The organism is Enterobacter cloacae complex sp. SHL022, from assembly GCF_049237785.1.
Lineage (GTDB): Bacteria > Pseudomonadota > Gammaproteobacteria > Enterobacterales > Enterobacteriaceae > Enterobacter > Enterobacter hormaechei_C.
On sequence record NZ_JBMKJH010000009.1, the window covers coordinates 57,904 to 75,010 of the forward strand.

Below are 17,107 nucleotides of genomic sequence, written 5' to 3' on the forward strand. Positions count from 1 at the left end.
GGCCGGGGTGAGGGCATCAGGCCCCACCCTTTTTTAACTCTCTTTCACCTGACCCCGTAAAACCGGCACCGGTAACCACGCACGAATGCTCAAACCACCCCGCTCGCTGGTGCCAATTTCCAGCAGTCCGTTATGGTTATCCACAATACGCTGCACAATCGCCAGGCCTAAGCCGGTTCCGCTGGTGCTGCGCGCGCTGTCGCCGCGCACAAATGGCTGGAACAGGTGCTTACGCTGCTCAGGCTTGATGCCCGGGCCATCGTCTTCCACCTGGAACCAGGCGCGGTTGAGTTCCGTACCGCTGCTGACTTTGATCCAGCCGTTGCCGTAGCGCGCCGCGTTGACCACCATATTCGCCACCGCGCGTTTAATGGAGAGCGGGTGCATACGTACCTGAATCTCACCTGCCTGAAGGTCGGTCGCAATTTCACGTTCGTAGCCGCTTTCGGCAGCAACCACTTCGCCCAGAACCGCATTCAGATCCGCCATCTCCATCGGCATCTCCTGCCCGGTGCGCAGGTAGTCGATAAACTGCTCGATGATGGCGTTACACTCTTCGATATCCTTGTTGATGGACTCTGCAAGATAACCATCCTGCTCGCCCATCATCTCCGTCGCCAGCCGGATACGCGTCAGGGGCGTGCGAAGGTCATGGCTGACCCCGGCCATCAGCAGCGTACGGTCGTCCGCCAGCTGTTTAACGCCTGCCGCCATGTGGTTAAACGCACGCGTTACCGAGCGCACTTCCGATGCGCCATACTCGCGCAGCGGCGGTGGGATAATACCTTTACCGACCTGTAATGCCGCATGCTCCAGGTCGACCAGCGGTCGGTTCTGGATACGAATAAACAGCCATGCGCCGCCGATGGCCAGCAGCATGATCGCCAGGGTGTATCGGAACAGCGGTGAGAAGTCGCCCTGATGAATCTCGGTGAGCGGAACACGCACCCAGATGTTGGGTGACAGCCAGGTTTTCAGCCAGACAACCGGCGAGCTTTTATTGACCTCAACGCGCACTTCCGTCGGGCCGCCAAGCTGCTGCGCCATCTGCTGGCTGAGGAATTCATAGTGCTGCGCCCAGCGCAGGCCGGCATCTTCCGCCGCTTCGTTCGAGTAGAGAGAAATGCCCAGCTCACGGTAGATTTCCCGACGGAACGCCGGGGGAACAACCAACTGCGTGCCGTCCTCCAGTTGCAGTTTGTCGGTCATCAGCATACGCACTTCGTATGCCAGCACCTTATTAAACTGCTGGAGGCTCGGCAGGATTGCAAAGTTCAGCACCACCAGGTAGGTCGTCACCAGACTGACAAACAGCAGGGTGACGATCAATAACAGCGTGCGGGCAAACGAACTTCGCGGCGAGAAGCGCATTCGCCTCATGCTTTAGAGCCGTCCGGGACAAACACGTAGCCCAGACCCCAAACGGTCTGAATATAACGAGGATGCGCCGGATCTTCTTCCACCATGCGACGCAGACGAGAGATTTGCACGTCGATAGAACGCTCCATCGCGGAGTATTCACGACCACGCGCCAGGTTCATCAGCTTGTCACGGGAGAGCGGCTCACGCGGGTGGCTGACCAGCGCTTTCAGCACCGCGAACTCACCGCTGGTGAGCGGCATTGGCTCATCTTCACGGAACATCTCACGGGTGCCGAGGTTCAGCTTGAACTTACCGAATGCAATGACGGCCTCTTCCTGAGATGGCGCGCCCGGCAGTTCGTTCGCCTGACGACGCAGCACGGCGCGAATACGCGCCAGCAGTTCACGCGGGTTAAACGGCTTTGGAATGTAGTCATCAGCGCCAATCTCAAGGCCGACAATACGGTCGACTTCTTCACCCTTCGCCGTCACCATGATGATCGGCATCGGGTTGCTCTGGCTGCGCAGACGGCGGCAAATAGAGAGCCCGTCTTCGCCAGGCAGCATCAGGTCCAACACCATCAGGTGGAAAGATTCACGCGTCAGCAGACGATCCATCTGTTCCGCGTTCGCGACGCTACGAACCTGGAAGCCCTGCTCGGTCAGATAACGTTCCAGCAGCGCACGCAGGCGCATGTCGTCATCTACGACCAGAATTTTGTAGTTCTCTTGCATTGTGTGTACTCCCAAAGGTTCGGATAAGCCTGGAACAGCGTATTCTAAAAAAGTGCACGGGTTCGACCAGCAAATTCTGGTATAAATTCTAGACGAAATTGTTACAAAGCATATTTAACAGCAGCTTATCTGTTCATTTCATCACATAAATCATTATTAATCTTGTCTGTTACACTGTGCGCTACGTATTGTGCGCAAAGACAGTTAACCGGCATTAAAGGCTGCACCATGAAAACGCCTCTGATCACCCGCGAAGGGTACGAGAAACTCAAAAAAGAGATGGATTACCTGTGGCGCGAAGAGCGTCCGGAAGTGACCAAAAAAGTCACCTGGGCCGCAAGTCTGGGCGACCGCAGCGAGAATGCGGACTATCAGTACAATAAAAAGCGACTGCGCGAAATCGATCGCCGGGTACGCTACCTGACGAAGTGTCTCGAGAATCTCAAAATTGTCGATTACTCCCCGCAGCAGGAAGGTAAAGTGTTCTTCGGCGCGTGGGTCGAAATTGAAAACGACAACGGCGATACCCTGCGTTTTCGTATCGTCGGCTATGATGAAATTTTCGGTCGTAAGGATTACATTTCTATCGATTCACCCATGGCCCGCGCCCTGCTGAAAAAAGAGGTGGGCGATTTAGCCGTTGTCCAGACGCCCGCAGGTGAAGCAAGCTGGTACGTCATCGAAATCGTGTATGTTAAATAGTCCGAGAGCGCCCTCCCCGGCTGGCATTTTTTGGTGTCAGCCCGTATAACTATCCCCCTGATTTTCGATCCACAAGATGAACTGACCATGATGAAAGAGTCGCTCTGCCGCATTATTGCGGGTGAACTTCAGGCCAGAGCCGAACAGGTAGAAGCTGCCGTTCGCCTGCTTGATGAAGGGAACACCGTGCCGTTTATTGCACGTTATCGTAAGGAAGTCACCGGCGGTCTGGATGACACGCAGCTGCGAAACCTGGAGACCCGTCTGGGCTATCTGCGCGAGCTGGAAGACCGACGTCAGGCGATCCTCAAATCTATCGGCGAGCAGGGCAAGCTGACCAGTGACCTGGAAAAAGCCATTAACGGTACCCTGAGTAAAACCGAACTCGAAGACCTCTATCTGCCGTATAAACCGAAGCGCCGCACGCGCGGGCAGATTGCGATCGAAGCCGGCCTTGAGCCACTGGCCGATCTGCTGTGGAACGAGCCGTCTCACGATCCGGAAACCGAAGCCGCCAAGTTTATCGACGCCGATAAAGGCGTAGCAGACACCAAAGCCGCGCTGGACGGTGCTCGCTATATTCTGATGGAGCGCTTCGCCGAAGACGCGGCGCTGCTGGCCAAAGTGCGTGATTACCTGTGGAAGAACGCGCATATCGTCTCCACCGTGGTGTCCGGCAAAGAGGAAGAAGGCGCGAAATTCCGCGACTATTTCGATCACCACGAACCCATTTCTACCGCGCCGTCTCACCGCGCGCTGGCGATGTTCCGCGGCCGTAACGAAGGCGTGCTGCAACTCTCCCTGAATGCCGATCCGCAGTTTGACGAGCCGCCAAAAGAGAGCCACTGCGAGCAGATCATTATGGATCATCTGGGCCTGCGCCTGAACAACGCACCGGCGGACAGCTGGCGCAAAGGCGTGGTGAGCTGGACCTGGCGCATCAAGGTGCTGATGCACCTCGAAACCGAGCTGATGGGCACCGTGCGCGAGCGCGCCGAAGACGAAGCGATCAACGTCTTCGCCCGTAACCTGCACGACCTGCTGATGGCTGCGCCAGCTGGCCTGCGCGCCACCATGGGTCTCGATCCGGGTCTGCGTACCGGCGTGAAGGTGGCCGTGGTTGACGGCACCGGCAAGCTCGTTGCCACCGACACCATTTACCCGCACACCGGTCAGGCAGCGAAAGCGGCTGTCGTCGTCGCCGCGCTGTGCGAGAAGTACAACGTTGAGCTGGTTGCCATCGGTAACGGTACGGCGTCCCGCGAAACCGAACGTTTCTATCTCGACGTGCAGAAGCAGTTCCCGAAAGTGACGGCGCAGAAAGTGATCGTCAGCGAAGCGGGGGCATCAGTCTACTCAGCCTCTGAGCTGGCAGCGCAGGAGTTCCCGGATCTGGACGTTTCCCTGCGCGGCGCGGTCTCTATCGCCCGTCGTTTGCAGGATCCGCTGGCGGAGCTGGTGAAGATCGACCCGAAATCCATCGGTGTGGGCCAGTATCAGCACGACGTGAGCCAGACGCAGCTGGCGCGCAAGCTGGATGCGGTAGTGGAAGACTGTGTTAACGCCGTCGGCGTGGACCTGAACACCGCTTCCGTTCCCCTGCTGACCCGCGTGGCGGGCCTGACCCGTATGATGGCACAGAATATCGTCGCCTGGCGTGATGAGAACGGTCAGTTCCAGAACCGCCAGCAGCTGCTGAAGGTGAGCCGTCTGGGGCCGAAAGCATTTGAGCAGTGCGCGGGCTTCCTGCGCATCAACCACGGCGATAACCCGCTGGATGCCTCTACCGTTCACCCGGAAGCGTACCCTGTTGTTGAGCGCATCCTGGCCGCGACTCAGCAGGCGCTTAAAGACCTGATGGGCGACAGCAGCGCGCTGCGTAACCTGAAAGCGGTGGATTTCACCGACGAACAGTTCGGTGTGCCGACGGTCACTGACATCATCAAAGAGCTGGAAAAACCGGGCCGCGATCCGCGTCCTGAGTTTAAAACCGCGACCTTTGCTGACGGCGTGGAAACCATGAACGACCTGCTGCCGGGCATGGTGCTGGAGGGGGCGGTAACCAACGTCACCAACTTTGGCGCGTTTGTGGATATCGGCGTGCATCAGGACGGTCTGGTGCATATCTCTTCCCTCGCCGACAAGTTCGTTGAAGATCCGCACACCGTGGTCAAAGCGGGCGACATCGTGAAGGTGAAAGTGCTGGAAGTGGATCTCCAGCGCAAGCGTATTGCCCTGACCATGCGTCTGGACGAGCAGCCGGGCGACACTAACGCGCGCCGTGGCGGTAATGGCGGTGGCCGTGAACAGCAGCGTCCGGCAGCGAAAGCCGCGAAGCCACGCGGACGTGACGCACAGCCAGCAGGCAACAGCGCGATGATGGATGCGCTGGCAGCGGCGATGGGTAAGAAACGCTAATACTGTAAATGCCCGGTGGCGCGACGCTTACCGGGCCTACGGTTTTGTAGGCCGGGCAAACGCAGTGCCGCCCGGCAAGCAGGCCGCAGGGAATTAAAATAAATAAGTTGTATCCATATTTAAACCACGAATTATCACCTCATTAACAAATAGCCTTCTTTTTATTTTCACCTCAATTTCGCAAATATTGAGCAAGGTCAAGCAGACCGCAAATTAATACGATTAACAACATCCCGTCACATTTTTATTATTGCTGATAAAAACTATTCTCATTATCATCGCAGTGTAGATTATTTAACCTCTCGTGGAATCAGGCGCTATGCAATTCACTCCAGACAGTGCGTGGAAAATTATCGGTTTTACCCGTGAGATAAGCCCGGCCTATCGGCAGAAGCTGCTGTCCCTGGGCATGCTACCCGGCTCATCGTTCCAGGTGGTGCGCGTTGCGCCGTTGGGCGATCCTGTTCATATCGAAACCCGACGCGTTAATCTGGTTCTGCGTAAAAAAGACCTCGCATTAATTGAAGTTGAATCTTTATCCCGTTAACAAGCCAGCGGTTTCAGTGAGTCTATTACAATGAAAAAATTAACTATTGGCTTAATTGGCAATCCTAATTCCGGCAAGACAACCTTATTTAATCAGTTAACCGGCGCACGCCAGCGTGTGGGAAATTGGGCAGGCGTAACGGTTGAACGCAAAGAGGGCCAGTTCACTACAACAGATAATCAGGTCACGCTGGTTGATTTACCGGGGACCTATTCACTCACCACGATTTCATCCCAGACCTCACTCGATGAGCAAATTGCCTGCCACTATATTCTGAGCGGCGACGCGGATCTGCTCATCAATGTGGTGGATGCCTCCAATCTCGAACGAAATCTGTATCTCACGTTACAACTGCTGGAGCTGGGTATTCCCTGCATCGTGGCGCTTAACATGCTCGACATCGCCGAGAAGCAAAAGCTGCGCATCGACGTCGATGCCCTCTCCGCACGCCTGGGCTGCCCGGTGGTTCCGCTGGTTTCTACCCGCGCACGCGGCATTGACGCCCTGAAGCTGGCGATTGACCGCCACACGGGCAATGCCGACGTCGAACTGGTCCACTACGCCCAGCCGCTGCTGCGCGAAGCCGGGCAACTGGCGCAGGAGATGGACAACAGCATGCCCGCCAGACAACGTCTGTGGCTTGGCCTGCAAATGCTGGAAGGCGATATCTACAGCCGCGCCTACGCAGGCGATGCGGCGGATAAGCTGGGCGTCGCGCAGGCTCGCCTGAGCGACGAGCTGGACGATCCCGCTCTGCATATTGCGGATGCGCGCTATCAGGCCATCGCCGCTATCTGTGACGTGGTCAGCAATGCATTAACCGCTGAACCCAGCCGCTTCACCGCCGCCGTGGATAAGATTGTGCTCAACCGCTTCCTAGGTTTGCCGATCTTTTTACTGGTGATGTACGTGATGTTCCTGCTCGCCATTAACATCGGCGGTGCATTACAACCTATCTTTGATGGCGGCTCTGTCGCTATCTTCGTGCACGGTATTCAGTGGCTGGGCTACACCCTCCACTTCCCGGAATGGTTGACCATCTTCCTTGCGCAGGGGATCGGCGGCGGGATCAACACCGTCCTGCCGCTGGTGCCGCAGATCGGCATGATGTACCTGTTCCTCTCCTTCCTTGAGGATTCCGGCTACATGGCGCGCGCGGCCTTCGTAATGGACCGCCTGATGCAGGCGCTGGGGCTGCCGGGCAAATCGTTCGTGCCGCTGATTGTCGGTTTTGGCTGCAACGTGCCGTCAGTCATGGGCGCGCGTACGCTGGATGCCCCGCGCGAACGCCTGATGACCATCATGATGGCGCCGTTCATGTCCTGCGGCGCGCGGCTGGCGATCTTCGCGGTCTTTGCCGCGGCGTTCTTTGGTCAGGAAGGGGCGCTGGCCGTCTTCTCCCTGTATGTGCTGGGTATCGTGATGGCTATTCTCACCGGCCTGATGCTGAAGCACACCATCATGCGTGGCGAAGCGTCGCCGTTCGTGATGGAACTGCCGGTTTATCACGTTCCGCATCTGAAAAGCCTGATTATTCAGACATGGCAGCGCCTGAAGGGCTTCGTTCTGCGCGCCGGTAAGGTGATTGTGGTGGTCAGCATTTTCCTGAGCGCCCTGAACAGCTTCACCCTGAGCGGCCAGGCCGCGGACAACATTAATGACTCTGTCCTGGCCTCCGTCAGCCGGATCATTACGCCGGTCTTCAAACCGATTGGCGTTCAGGAAGACAACTGGCAGGCAACCGTGGGCCTGTTCACCGGCGCGATGGCAAAAGAGGTGGTTGTCGGCACCCTGAACACGCTTTACACCGCGGAAAACATCCAGGAAGAGGAGTTCAACCCGGCAGCGTTCAACCTCGGCGATGAACTGCTTGGCGCGGTGGAAGAGACCTGGCAGAGCCTGAAAGACACCTTCAGCCTGAGCGTACTGGCGAACCCGATTGAAGCCAGCAAAGGCGATGGCGAAATGGCGACCGGAGCAATGGGCGTGATGGGCCAGAAATTTGGCAGCGCGTCGGCGGCCTACAGCTACCTGATCTTCGTCCTGCTCTATATTCCATGCATCTCGGTCATGGGCGCCATTGCCCGTGAGTCCAGCCGCGGCTGGATGGGCTTCTCCATTCTGTGGGGGCTGAACATTGCCTACTCGCTGGCGACCGTGTTTTATCAGGCCGTCAATTACAGCCAGCATCCGCGCTACAGCCTGGTCTGTATCCTCGCGGTGAGCCTGTTTAACGTAATGGTGATTGGCCTGCTGCGCCGGGCGCGTAGCCGCGTTGACGTTAACCTGCTGGCAACGCGCAAAACCCCAACGACCTGCTGTAACAGCCCAGCAGGCGACTGTCACTGAGGGGAAAAAGATGGCATCGTTGATTCAGGTTCGTGACTTACTGGCGTTACAGGGACGAATGGAGGCGAAGCAGCTCAGCCTCAGCCTGCATACGCCGCAGCCGATGATCGATGCCATGCTGGAAAGGCTGGAGGCGATGGGGAAAGCCGTGCGCATTCAGGAAGAGCCGGACGGTTGTCTGTCCGGCAGTTGCAAGAGTTGTCCTGAAGGTAAAGCCTGTCTCAGGGAATGGTGGACGCTTCGCTGATAAAACCGGACAGCGCCGAACAAAACTCAGCAGGATGAGAGATGAACGGCGCATGTGCCGCTTTGGCAACCACCATTGATTTACTCTCCGGCCACAGCGCATCCAGCAGCGGAACCACCTTGCGCGGAACCAGTCCATCCAGATAGCCATAAATACGCAGATGCGGCACCGTTAACGACGCCAGCGGCTCGCGCAGATCGGCCGTTTTCAGGATCTCCAGTCCACCGTTCAGCACCTCAACCTCCGGCATCGGCAGAGAAAGCACCGTCTGCTTCAACGTCCGTGCGTCCTGACGGGCGGTTTCTGTTCCCATGGTTTGTAGCGCCAGAAAACGCTCCACCGTCCGCTGGAAGTCTTCGCTCAGCTGATGCTGGAACCCGGCCAGCACCTCGGGTTTAATGCCTGGCCACGCCTCGCGGGCGCTGAAACAGGGTGATGAGGCAACGGTGATCAGCGCCTGGACCCGCTCAGGATGGCGCAGCGCAATCTGGCTTACCACCAGCCCGCCCAGGCTCCAGCCGAGCCAGACGGCTTTTTGCGGCGCCGCTTCCAGAACCTGCTCCGCCATGTCGTCAAGCGTCATCGCGCCATAGCCGTGGCTACGGCCATAGCCCGGTAGATCCACCAGGTGTACCGTGAATTGCGAGGCCAGTTCCTCACTTATGCAACGCCACACTTCGGCGTTCAGTCCCCATCCGTGCAGCAGCACAAGATGACAATTTCCCGTCCCAACGGTCTGCCACCACAGCGTCTTCATCAGTTAACGTTCTCTTTTTTCACATGGAGGTTGCGTATGCTAACAGTGCCCGGCTTGTGCTGGCTATGCCGAATGCCACTTGCGATGAGCGCGTGGGGCGTCTGTTCCGTTTGCACGCGAGCGCTGGGTTACCTGAAGGGCTGTCCGCAATGCGGCTTGCCTGCCGTCAGCCAGACGCTTCCCTGCGGCCGATGCCTGAAAAAAGCGCCGCCGTGGAGCGCGCTGGTGGCGGTGGATGATTATGTATTGCCGCTGAGTCGTCTGGTTCATCAGTTCAAATTTTCCAGCCAGATCGCGCTGGCGCAGCCGCTGGCACGCCTGTTATTACTGGCGGTATTGCAGGCGCGAAGAACGCGAGGACTGCCGCCGGTCGACACGCTTGTGAACGTCCCACTGTTTCAGCGCCGCCACTGGCGGCGGGGATACAATCAAAGCGACCTGCTGTGTCGTCCGCTCGCCCACTGGCTGGGTTGCCGGTACCCCGCCTCTGCGCTGAAACGTACTCATGCCACTGCCGTTCAGCACCGGCTCAACGCCCGGTCGCGCAAAAGGAACCTGAAAAACGCCTTTCGCCTTGAATTGCCGGTCAACGGCCTCCATATCGCGATTGTGGATGATGTCGTCACCACGGGCAGTACCGTGGCTGAACTTTCCCGACTGCTTTTGCAAAGCGGCGCCGCGTCAGTTCAGGTATGGTGTCTGTGCCGTACCTTGTAGCCCTTCTTCAATGGGCGTATGATTATACCCAGGTAATTTAGTCAACTATTAGGCCAAAGCTATGATCCGTATTTCCGATTCTGCACAAGCGCACTTTGCCAAACTGCTGGCAAATCAGGAAGAAGGGACGCAGATCCGCGTGTTTGTGATCAATCCAGGCACTCCGAATGCAGAATGTGGTGTCTCTTATTGTCCTCCGGATGCCGTGGAAGCAACTGACACTGCCCTTAAATTTGAACAGCTCACCGCGTACGTTGATGAGCTGAGCGCGCCGTATCTTGAAGATGCGGAGATTGATTTCGTCACCGACCAGCTGGGTTCTCAGCTGACGCTGAAGGCGCCGAACGCGAAAATGCGTAAAGTCTCTGACGATGCCCCGCTGATGGAGCGTGTGGAATATCTGCTGCAATCGCAGATCAACCCGCAGCTGGCCGGCCACGGGGGACGTGTTTCCCTGATGGAAATCACCGAAGATGGTCTGGCAATCCTGCAATTCGGCGGCGGCTGTAACGGCTGCTCCATGGTCGATGTCACCCTGAAAGAAGGGATCGAGAAGCAGCTGTTGAACGAATTCCCGGAACTGAAAGGCGTGCGCGATCTGACTGAGCACCAGCGCGGCGAGCACTCCTACTACTGATTCAGTGCCCGTCTGTATTGCCCGGTGGCGCTGCGCTTACCGGGCCTACATTTTCTTGCCTCCCCCTCTATATGTTGACCTGCGTCTCATAATTCAAATTTTGCCTCCCTGGGTGATTCTCAATCACGTCATGTTACCCGTATCATTCTCGTGGGCACTCAACACCCTTATAACAGCCGACTAAACTTAACGTTTTCGCGGGCATCAGTATGAGTGCCGTTAACACTCTGTTCCCAGTTGGGACAACCGGAATTTGTCGTTGAAACAATGACGTTACCCATAACAATTCAAAGGCCAGGTCAATCATGCCATTAGTCATCGTCGCTATCGGTGTTGTGTTATTACTGCTCTTGATGATCCGCTTCAAAATGAACGGATTTATCGCTCTGGTTCTGGTGGCACTTGCAGTCGGTCTGATGCAGGGAATGCCGCTGGTTAAAGTTATCAGCTCCATTAAAGCCGGTGTCGGCGGTACGCTCGGCAGCCTGGCGCTGATCATGGGCTTCGGCGCCATGCTCGGTAAAATGCTCGCGGACTGCGGTGGCGCGCAGCGTATTGCCACTACCCTTATCGATAAATTTGGCAAGCAGCACATCCAGTGGGCGGTGGTGTTAACCGGTTTTACCGTCGGTTTCGCACTGTTCTATGAAGTGGGCTTCGTTCTGATGCTGCCGCTGGTGTTCACCATCGCCGCTGCCGCCAACATCCCACTGCTGTTCGTGGGCGTGCCGATGGCTGCGGCGCTGTCCGTCACCCACGGTTTCCTGCCGCCGCACCCGGGTCCAACGGCTATCGCCACCATCTTCCACGCCGATATGGGTAAAACCCTGCTGTTCGGTACGATTCTGGCGATCCCGACGGTGATTCTGGCAGGCCCGGTGTATGCGCGCTTCCTGAAAGGCATCGATAAGCCTATCCCGGAAGGGCTGTACAGCGCCAAAACCTTTACTGAAGAAGAGATGCCAGGCTTTGGCGTCAGCGTCTGGACCTCACTGGTACCGGTGATCCTGATGGCGATGCGTGCCATAGCAGAGATGGTTCTGCCAAAAGGTCACGCGTTCCTGTCCGTTGCGGAGTTCCTGGGCGACCCGGTAATGGCAACGCTGATTGCGGTATTGATTGCGATGTTTACCTTCGGTCTTAACCGCGGTCGCTCCATGGATCAGATCAACGATACGCTGACCTCTTCCATCAAAATCATCGCCATGATGCTGCTGATCATCGGCGGCGGCGGCGCGTTCAAGCAGGTGCTGGTCGACAGCGGCGTGGATAAATACATCGCTGCCATGATGCACGAAACCAACGTCTCTCCGCTGCTGATGGCGTGGTCTATCGCCGCCGTTCTGCGTATTGCGCTGGGCTCTGCGACCGTTGCGGCGATTACCGCAGGCGGCATCGTGGCACCGCTGATTGCCACGACGGGCGTCAGCCCTGAACTGATGGTTATCGCGGTCGGTTCGGGCAGCGTGATTTTCTCCCACGTGAACGATCCGGGCTTCTGGCTGTTCAAGGAGTACTTCAACCTGACCATCGGTGAAACCATCAAGTCCTGGTCCGCGCTGGAAACCATTATTTCGGTGTGCGGTCTGGTCGGGGTGCTGCTGTTGAATATGGTGGTTTGATGTAAAAAGCCGGGTAGCGCTGACGCTTACCCGGCCTACATTCTATTCCCTCTCCCTCTGGGAGAGGGTTAGGGTGAGGGTGAAACTACCGCTTATTACCCACCGCTCTTCTGCGCTTGTCCAAATCCTTAATCAACCTGTTCACCCCGTCATCGGCGAACATCGCTTCAAGCGTTGTGGACAGTTTGCGTCGCCAGTTTTTGTATTGATAGCTGGTGCCGGGGATGTTTACCGGCTCCGCCATATCAATCCAGTCTTCCGGTTGCAGACCGAGCAATGCGCTGTTGCTGTCGGCAATATAGCGCTGTAAGCCACGATTAAGCGTTGGCGTCATCGACATCAGCGACGCCTTATGCCCGGCGCGCTTCGGCAGACAACCATGTTTATGCAGCGCGTCCAGCAGCCCCTGCTTCGCCAGCTCGCGATCCTGATATAGCCCGCGCAGAACCTCTTCATCCGGGTAGAGACCTAACGTTTTGCCGAGCGTCAGGTCGCCGCTTTCCCAGTAGCCTCTGAGCGTAGGAAGATCATGCGTCGTCGCGACTGCCATTGACTGTTCAGGGTACGCTTTCGGCGCGCGGAAGGTTTTCTCATGGTCGTTTTCAAAATAGAGCACTTTGTAGGAGTAGACGCCGCTGTCGCGGAGCTTACTGACAATTTCCACCGGCACGGTTCCGAGATCTTCGCCAATCACCATGCACTGATGACGTTTACTCTCCAGCGCGAGGATTGAGAGCAAATCGTCCACCGGATATTGCACGTACGCCCCGTGGTCAGCCGTTTCACCGTACGGGATCCACCACAGGCGCAGCACGGACATCACGTGGTCGATACGCAACGCGCCGCAGTTCTGCATGTTAGCGCGCAGCAGGTCGATAAACGGCTCGTAGGCACGCGCCGCCATCACGTGCGGATCCATTGGCGGTAAGCCCCAGTTCTGACCAAGCGGGCCCAGAATATCCGGCGGCGCACCGACGGAGGCTTTCAGACAGTAAAGTTCACGGTCACACCAGGTCTCCGCCCCACCTTCCGCCACGCCGACGGCCAGATCGCGATACAGACCGATCGGCATGTTATAGCCCTGGCTCACCTGCCAGCAGGCAGCAAACTGGCTGTACGCCAGCCACTGCAACCAGAGATAGAAATCCACCTCGTCGGCATGCGTCTCACAGAACGCCTTCACTTCCGGGGTATCCACGGACTGATACGCTTCCGGCCACACCGGCCAGCCCCAGCGCATCTCATCCTCCTGGACCTGATACGCATGCAACGCATCAAACGCTGCCTGCCAGTAAAGGCTCTCACCTTCCTGCATCACAAACTGGCGGAAGGCTGCCATCTGCTCGTCGTCACGCTTCGCAAAGCCCTTCCATGCCAGACGCAGCGCCGCCATTTTCAGCGAGGTCACGGAGGCATAATCGACCCAGTCCGCATCGCGGGCCTGTTTCAGCATCTGTTGGGTGGTCTCAAGCTTCCACCACGCCTGCGCCTCTTTGCTGTTTTTGAAATCGTCTAACGCGTTAACGTCGATGTAGATCACGTTCAGCCAGCGGCGGGAAGACGGGCTGTACGGGCTGGCGCTTTCCGGGTTGGCCGGATAGAGGGCGTGGATCGGGTTGAGGCCGATGAACGCGCCGCCGCGCTCGCCCACGGATGCCAGCATCTTTTTCAGGTCGCCAAAATCGCCAATGCCCCAGTTGCTGTCCGAACGCAGGGTATAGAGCTGCACGCAGGCGCCCCACAGCTTTTTGCCTTCAAGCAGCGCCTGCGGCTCATAGCAACGCTTTGGCGCCACGATCACCCGACAGTGAAAACGCTGGTCGTCCCGGGTAAGCGTAAGCGTGTGGTAGCCCTCCGGCAGCTTCGCCGGAAGGTTAAGGGTTTTGCCGCCTGTGGCATGGCCTTTGTGCTGATGCCCCTCTTCGGTGGTGAGCAGCCAGCTGAACTCGCCGCGCCCTTCCACCGCCAGCGGCATCTTTTTGCCCGCGGTAAAGACCTTCACGTTCGGCACCGGCGCACCCGACGCTTTCGCGTCGGTTTTGTGCATGGCATCCAGCAAACGTCTTTTGGTGTCCGCACCAATAGACTGCGGTTTGCCGTGCGCATTGATGTAACTGAGGCTAATTCCCGCCGCCTGCGCGGCACTGTCCAGACGTTTACTCTCCATCGCGCTTCCTTAGCGTTTTGCCTGCCAGATACGAGCCTGATAATCACGGATTGAGCGGTCAGAGCTGAACATACCGCAGCGCGCGGTGTTCAGGATACACGCGCGGGTCCAGGCATCCTGGTCGCGATACAGCACGTCGACCTGCTTCTGCGCTTCAACATAAGCCGAGAAGTCAGCCATCACCAGGTACGGGTCGCCGCCCTGTTTGTCCATGCTGTGCAGCATCTGGTCAAACGCGTGCTTGTCGCCGTCGCTGTACTTCCCGCTTTCCAGCTCTTTGAGCACCGCATCCAGCACTTTGTCTTTTTTACGCCATTTCACCGGGTCGTACCCTTTGGCTTTGATGGCTTTCACTTCTTCAACAGTATGGCCGAAGATAAAGATGTTCTCTTCGCCGACCTTCTCGGCAATTTCGACGTTCGCACCGTCCAGCGTGCCGACGGTCAGCGCACCGTTCAGGGCCAGCTTCATGTTGCCGGTACCGGACGCTTCTTTACCGGCGGTAGAGATCTGCTCGGAAATATCCGCCGCCGGGATCAGCATTTCAGCCGCAGAAACGCAGTAGTCCGGCAGGAACACCACCTTCAGCTTATCGCCCACTTTCGGATCGTTGTTGATCGCCGCCGCCACTTTATTAATGGCGAGGATAATGTTTTTCGCCAGGTAGTAGCCCGGCGCCGCTTTCGCACCGAACAGGAACACGCGCGGAACGCGGTCGGCCTGTGGATTCTCGCGGATCTCTTTATACAGCGCCAGAATGTGCAGCAGGTTCAGGTGCTGACGTTTGTACTCGTGCAGACGTTTGATCTGGATATCGAAAATCGCATTCGGGTTGATCTCAATCCCGGTGCGCATTTTCACGAACTCAGCCAGGCGAACTTTGTTCTCCAGCTTAATCGCGCGGTACTGTTCGCGGAATTTCGCGTCGTCAGCGTATTTTTCCAGGTTGATGAGCTGGTCCAGATCGTTGGCCCACTCTTTCTTCAGGGTTTTGTCCAGCAGGCCGGCCAGCAGCGGGTTGCACTGCTTGATCCAGCGACGCGGCGTGATGCCGTTGGTCACGTTATGGAATTTGGTCGGCCACAGCTGGTGGTATTCCGGGAAGAGATCTTTGACCACCAGATCCGAGTGCAGCGCCGCCACGCCGTTCACCGCAAAGCCGCTGACCACGCACATGTTCGCCATGCGCACCTGTTTGTCGTGTACCACGGCCAGCTTCGCCCAGACGGCTTTGTCACCCGGCCAGGTTTTCTCCACCAGCGTTTTGAACTGGTCGTTAATCTTATTGATGATCTGCATATGGCGCGGCAGCAGCGTTTTCACCAGCTTCTCATCCCAGCACTCCAGCGCTTCCGGCATCAGGGTGTGGTTGGTGTAGGCGAAGGTGCGGCTGGTGATGGCCCAGGCGTCGTCCCAGCTCAGCTGATGCTCGTCGATCAGCACGCGCAGCAGTTCCGGGATGGCAATGGTCGGATGCGTGTCGTTAAGCTGAATAACTTCGAAGTCCGGCAGTTGAGCCAGCTTGCGGCCCGCCAGGTGGTGTCGACGCAGAATGTCCGCCACGGAGCAGGCGCACTGGAAGTACTGCTGCATCAGACGCAGCTTTTTACCCGCCAGATGATTATCGTTCGGATAGAGGACTTTAGTCAGCTTCTCGGCGTCGATCCCCTGCTGCTCGGCGCGCAGGAAGTCACCGTCGTTGAATTTGGTCAGGTTAAACGGATGCGCGTGCTTCGCCTGCCACAGACGCAGCGGCTGCGCCACGCCGTTACGGTAGCCGAGTACCGGCAGGTCCCAGGCTTCACCGGTAATGGTGAACGCCGGTTCCCAGAGTCCCTGCTTCGTGACTTTCCCGCCAATCCCGACCTGCACATCCAGCTGCGCGTTGTGGCGGAACCACGGATAGGTATTGCGGTGCCAGTCGTCCGGCGCTTCCATCTGATGGCCGTCGGCAAATGACTGACGGAACAGGCCGTACTGATAGTTCAGGCCATAGCCAATCGCCGACTGGCCCACCGTTGCCATGGAATCCAGGAAGCAGGCTGCCAGACGTCCCAGACCGCCGTTACCCAGCGCCGGGTCAACCTCTTCTTCCAGCAGATCGGTCAGGTTGATGTCGTGTTCTTTCAGCACGTCACCGACCTCCTGATACCAGCCAAGGTTCAGCAGATTGTTACCCGTCAGACGGCCAATCAGGAACTCCATCGAAATGTAGTTGACGTGACGCTGGCCTTTCACAGGCTTCGCCACAGGCTGAGCGTCCAGCTGTTCTGCGAGCGCCCCGCTCACCGCCTGCCACCACTGGTGAGGCGTCATCTCGTTTGCAGCATGAAGGCCAAAACGCTGCCACTGACGCGTCAGGGCAGCCTGAAATTGAGCTTTGTTGAAAGTAGGCTGTGACATAGGGAATCGGCATCCTGTAGAGAGAAAACACATTTGGCGCTAGTGTGCCTGGCTCATTGCGCCTCTTCCTCCTCCTGTCGGGGATTAGGCAGGGAGGAGTAGCGGGGATGAGCATAAAAGTGTGATCGAGGCCACTGTGTAAGTGTGCGCTTCGCGGAAAAAGCGATCCCGGAAGAACCTCAAAGAAATGAAATGCAGTTTCGGAAGAAATTAATCATCGCTGAAATGATTACTTACGTAGAATAATATTTCCGCGCGTCGGGATTATTCAGCACCACTATTAAGCCCATGCAACTTTCCCCAAAGTTAATTAACTTCACCGTCATTATCTCTTTCTGAAACCAGTTTCAGCGCAACCGAGCGTCATGCAGACAAGCCAGAAGCAGCGCGGCATCCAGCCATTTACGGAAAGTTCCATCAGTGATGAGAATGTTTTGTGACAGAG

Annotated in this window: 13 protein-coding genes; 8 read left to right on the plus strand and 5 right to left on the minus strand. The window is 57.3% G+C overall.

Annotation, left to right across the window (positions count from 1 at the left end; translation table 11 throughout):
* Window positions 1-33: 33 nt before the first annotated feature.
* The gene (gene envZ, locus ACOTZD_RS18270; RefSeq protein WP_003861615.1) at window positions 34-1,380 is read right to left on the minus strand and encodes a two-component system sensor histidine kinase EnvZ; all 1,347 of its coding nucleotides are present in this window, start codon (window positions 1,378-1,380) and stop codon (window positions 34-36) included.
* Complete coding sequence (gene ompR, locus ACOTZD_RS18275) at window positions 1,377-2,096, minus strand: two-component system response regulator OmpR (protein ID WP_001157751.1); 720 nt, start codon at window positions 2,094-2,096, stop codon at window positions 1,377-1,379. Before ompR ends, envZ begins: the two co-directional genes overlap by 4 nt.
* 228 nt (window positions 2,097-2,324) lie before the next feature.
* Between ompR and greB the strand changes: the two genes are divergently transcribed.
* From greB to feoC, 5 genes are all read left to right on the plus strand, one after another.
* Complete coding sequence (greB, locus tag ACOTZD_RS18280; protein ID WP_045349848.1) at window positions 2,325-2,798, plus strand: transcription elongation factor GreB; 474 nt, start codon at window positions 2,325-2,327, stop codon at window positions 2,796-2,798.
* Window positions 2,799-2,885: 87 nt separating this feature from the next.
* Window positions 2,886-5,216 carry a Tex family protein gene (locus ACOTZD_RS18285; RefSeq protein ID WP_023314958.1) on the plus strand — a complete coding sequence of 777 codons (2,331 nt, stop codon included), beginning with the start codon at window positions 2,886-2,888 and terminating at the stop codon, window positions 5,214-5,216.
* A 319-nt stretch (window positions 5,217-5,535) separates the two neighbouring features.
* Entirely contained in the window at window positions 5,536-5,763 is a 228-nt protein-coding gene (gene feoA / locus ACOTZD_RS18290; protein ID WP_003861611.1) for a ferrous iron transporter A, read from the plus strand.
* Between the two features lie 30 nt (window positions 5,764-5,793).
* Window positions 5,794-8,112 (plus strand): Fe(2+) transporter permease subunit FeoB, encoded by a 2,319-nt coding sequence (feoB, locus tag ACOTZD_RS18295; protein ID WP_174402178.1) that lies wholly within the window; start codon window positions 5,794-5,796, stop codon window positions 8,110-8,112.
* 10 nt (window positions 8,113-8,122) lie between these two features.
* Window positions 8,123-8,359, plus strand: a complete 237-nt coding sequence (gene feoC / locus ACOTZD_RS18300; RefSeq protein ID WP_017384148.1) for a [Fe-S]-dependent transcriptional repressor FeoC — start codon at window positions 8,123-8,125, stop codon at window positions 8,357-8,359.
* Here feoC and bioH read toward each other — a convergent pair.
* Window positions 8,334-9,116 carry a pimeloyl-ACP methyl ester esterase BioH gene (gene bioH / locus ACOTZD_RS18305; RefSeq protein ID WP_045349851.1) on the minus strand — a complete coding sequence of 261 codons (783 nt, stop codon included), beginning with the start codon at window positions 9,114-9,116 and terminating at the stop codon, window positions 8,334-8,336. The two genes, feoC and bioH, sit on opposite strands and share 26 nt — an antisense overlap.
* A 36-nt stretch (window positions 9,117-9,152) precedes the next feature.
* On the opposite strand from bioH, the gene gntX reads away from it, so the two are divergent.
* The 3 genes from gntX to gntT all read left to right on the plus strand — a co-directional run bounded on the left by gntX (window position 9,153) and on the right by gntT (window position 12,092).
* The gene (gene gntX / locus ACOTZD_RS18310; protein ID WP_003861603.1) at window positions 9,153-9,833 is read left to right on the plus strand and encodes a DNA utilization protein GntX; all 681 of its coding nucleotides are present in this window, start codon (window positions 9,153-9,155) and stop codon (window positions 9,831-9,833) included.
* A gap of 61 nt (window positions 9,834-9,894) precedes the next feature.
* A complete protein-coding gene (gene nfuA / locus ACOTZD_RS18315; protein ID WP_003861601.1) occupies window positions 9,895-10,470 on the plus strand; it encodes a Fe-S biogenesis protein NfuA in 576 nt (191 codons plus the stop codon).
* 305 nt (window positions 10,471-10,775) lie between these two features.
* Window positions 10,776-12,092, plus strand: a complete 1,317-nt coding sequence (gene gntT / locus ACOTZD_RS18320) for a gluconate transporter (RefSeq protein ID WP_003861600.1) — start codon at window positions 10,776-10,778, stop codon at window positions 12,090-12,092.
* 85 nt (window positions 12,093-12,177) lie between these two features.
* Here the strand turns inward: gntT and malQ are convergent, their stop codons facing one another.
* On the minus strand, window positions 12,178-14,259 hold the full coding sequence (gene malQ, locus ACOTZD_RS18325) for a 4-alpha-glucanotransferase (RefSeq protein WP_063944754.1): 2,082 nt from the start codon (window positions 14,257-14,259) through the stop codon (window positions 12,178-12,180).
* Between the two features lie 9 nt (window positions 14,260-14,268).
* The gene (gene malP / locus ACOTZD_RS18330) at window positions 14,269-16,662 is read right to left on the minus strand and encodes a maltodextrin phosphorylase (protein ID WP_023323832.1); all 2,394 of its coding nucleotides are present in this window, start codon (window positions 16,660-16,662) and stop codon (window positions 14,269-14,271) included.
* Window positions 16,663-17,107: the final 445 nt, after the last annotated feature.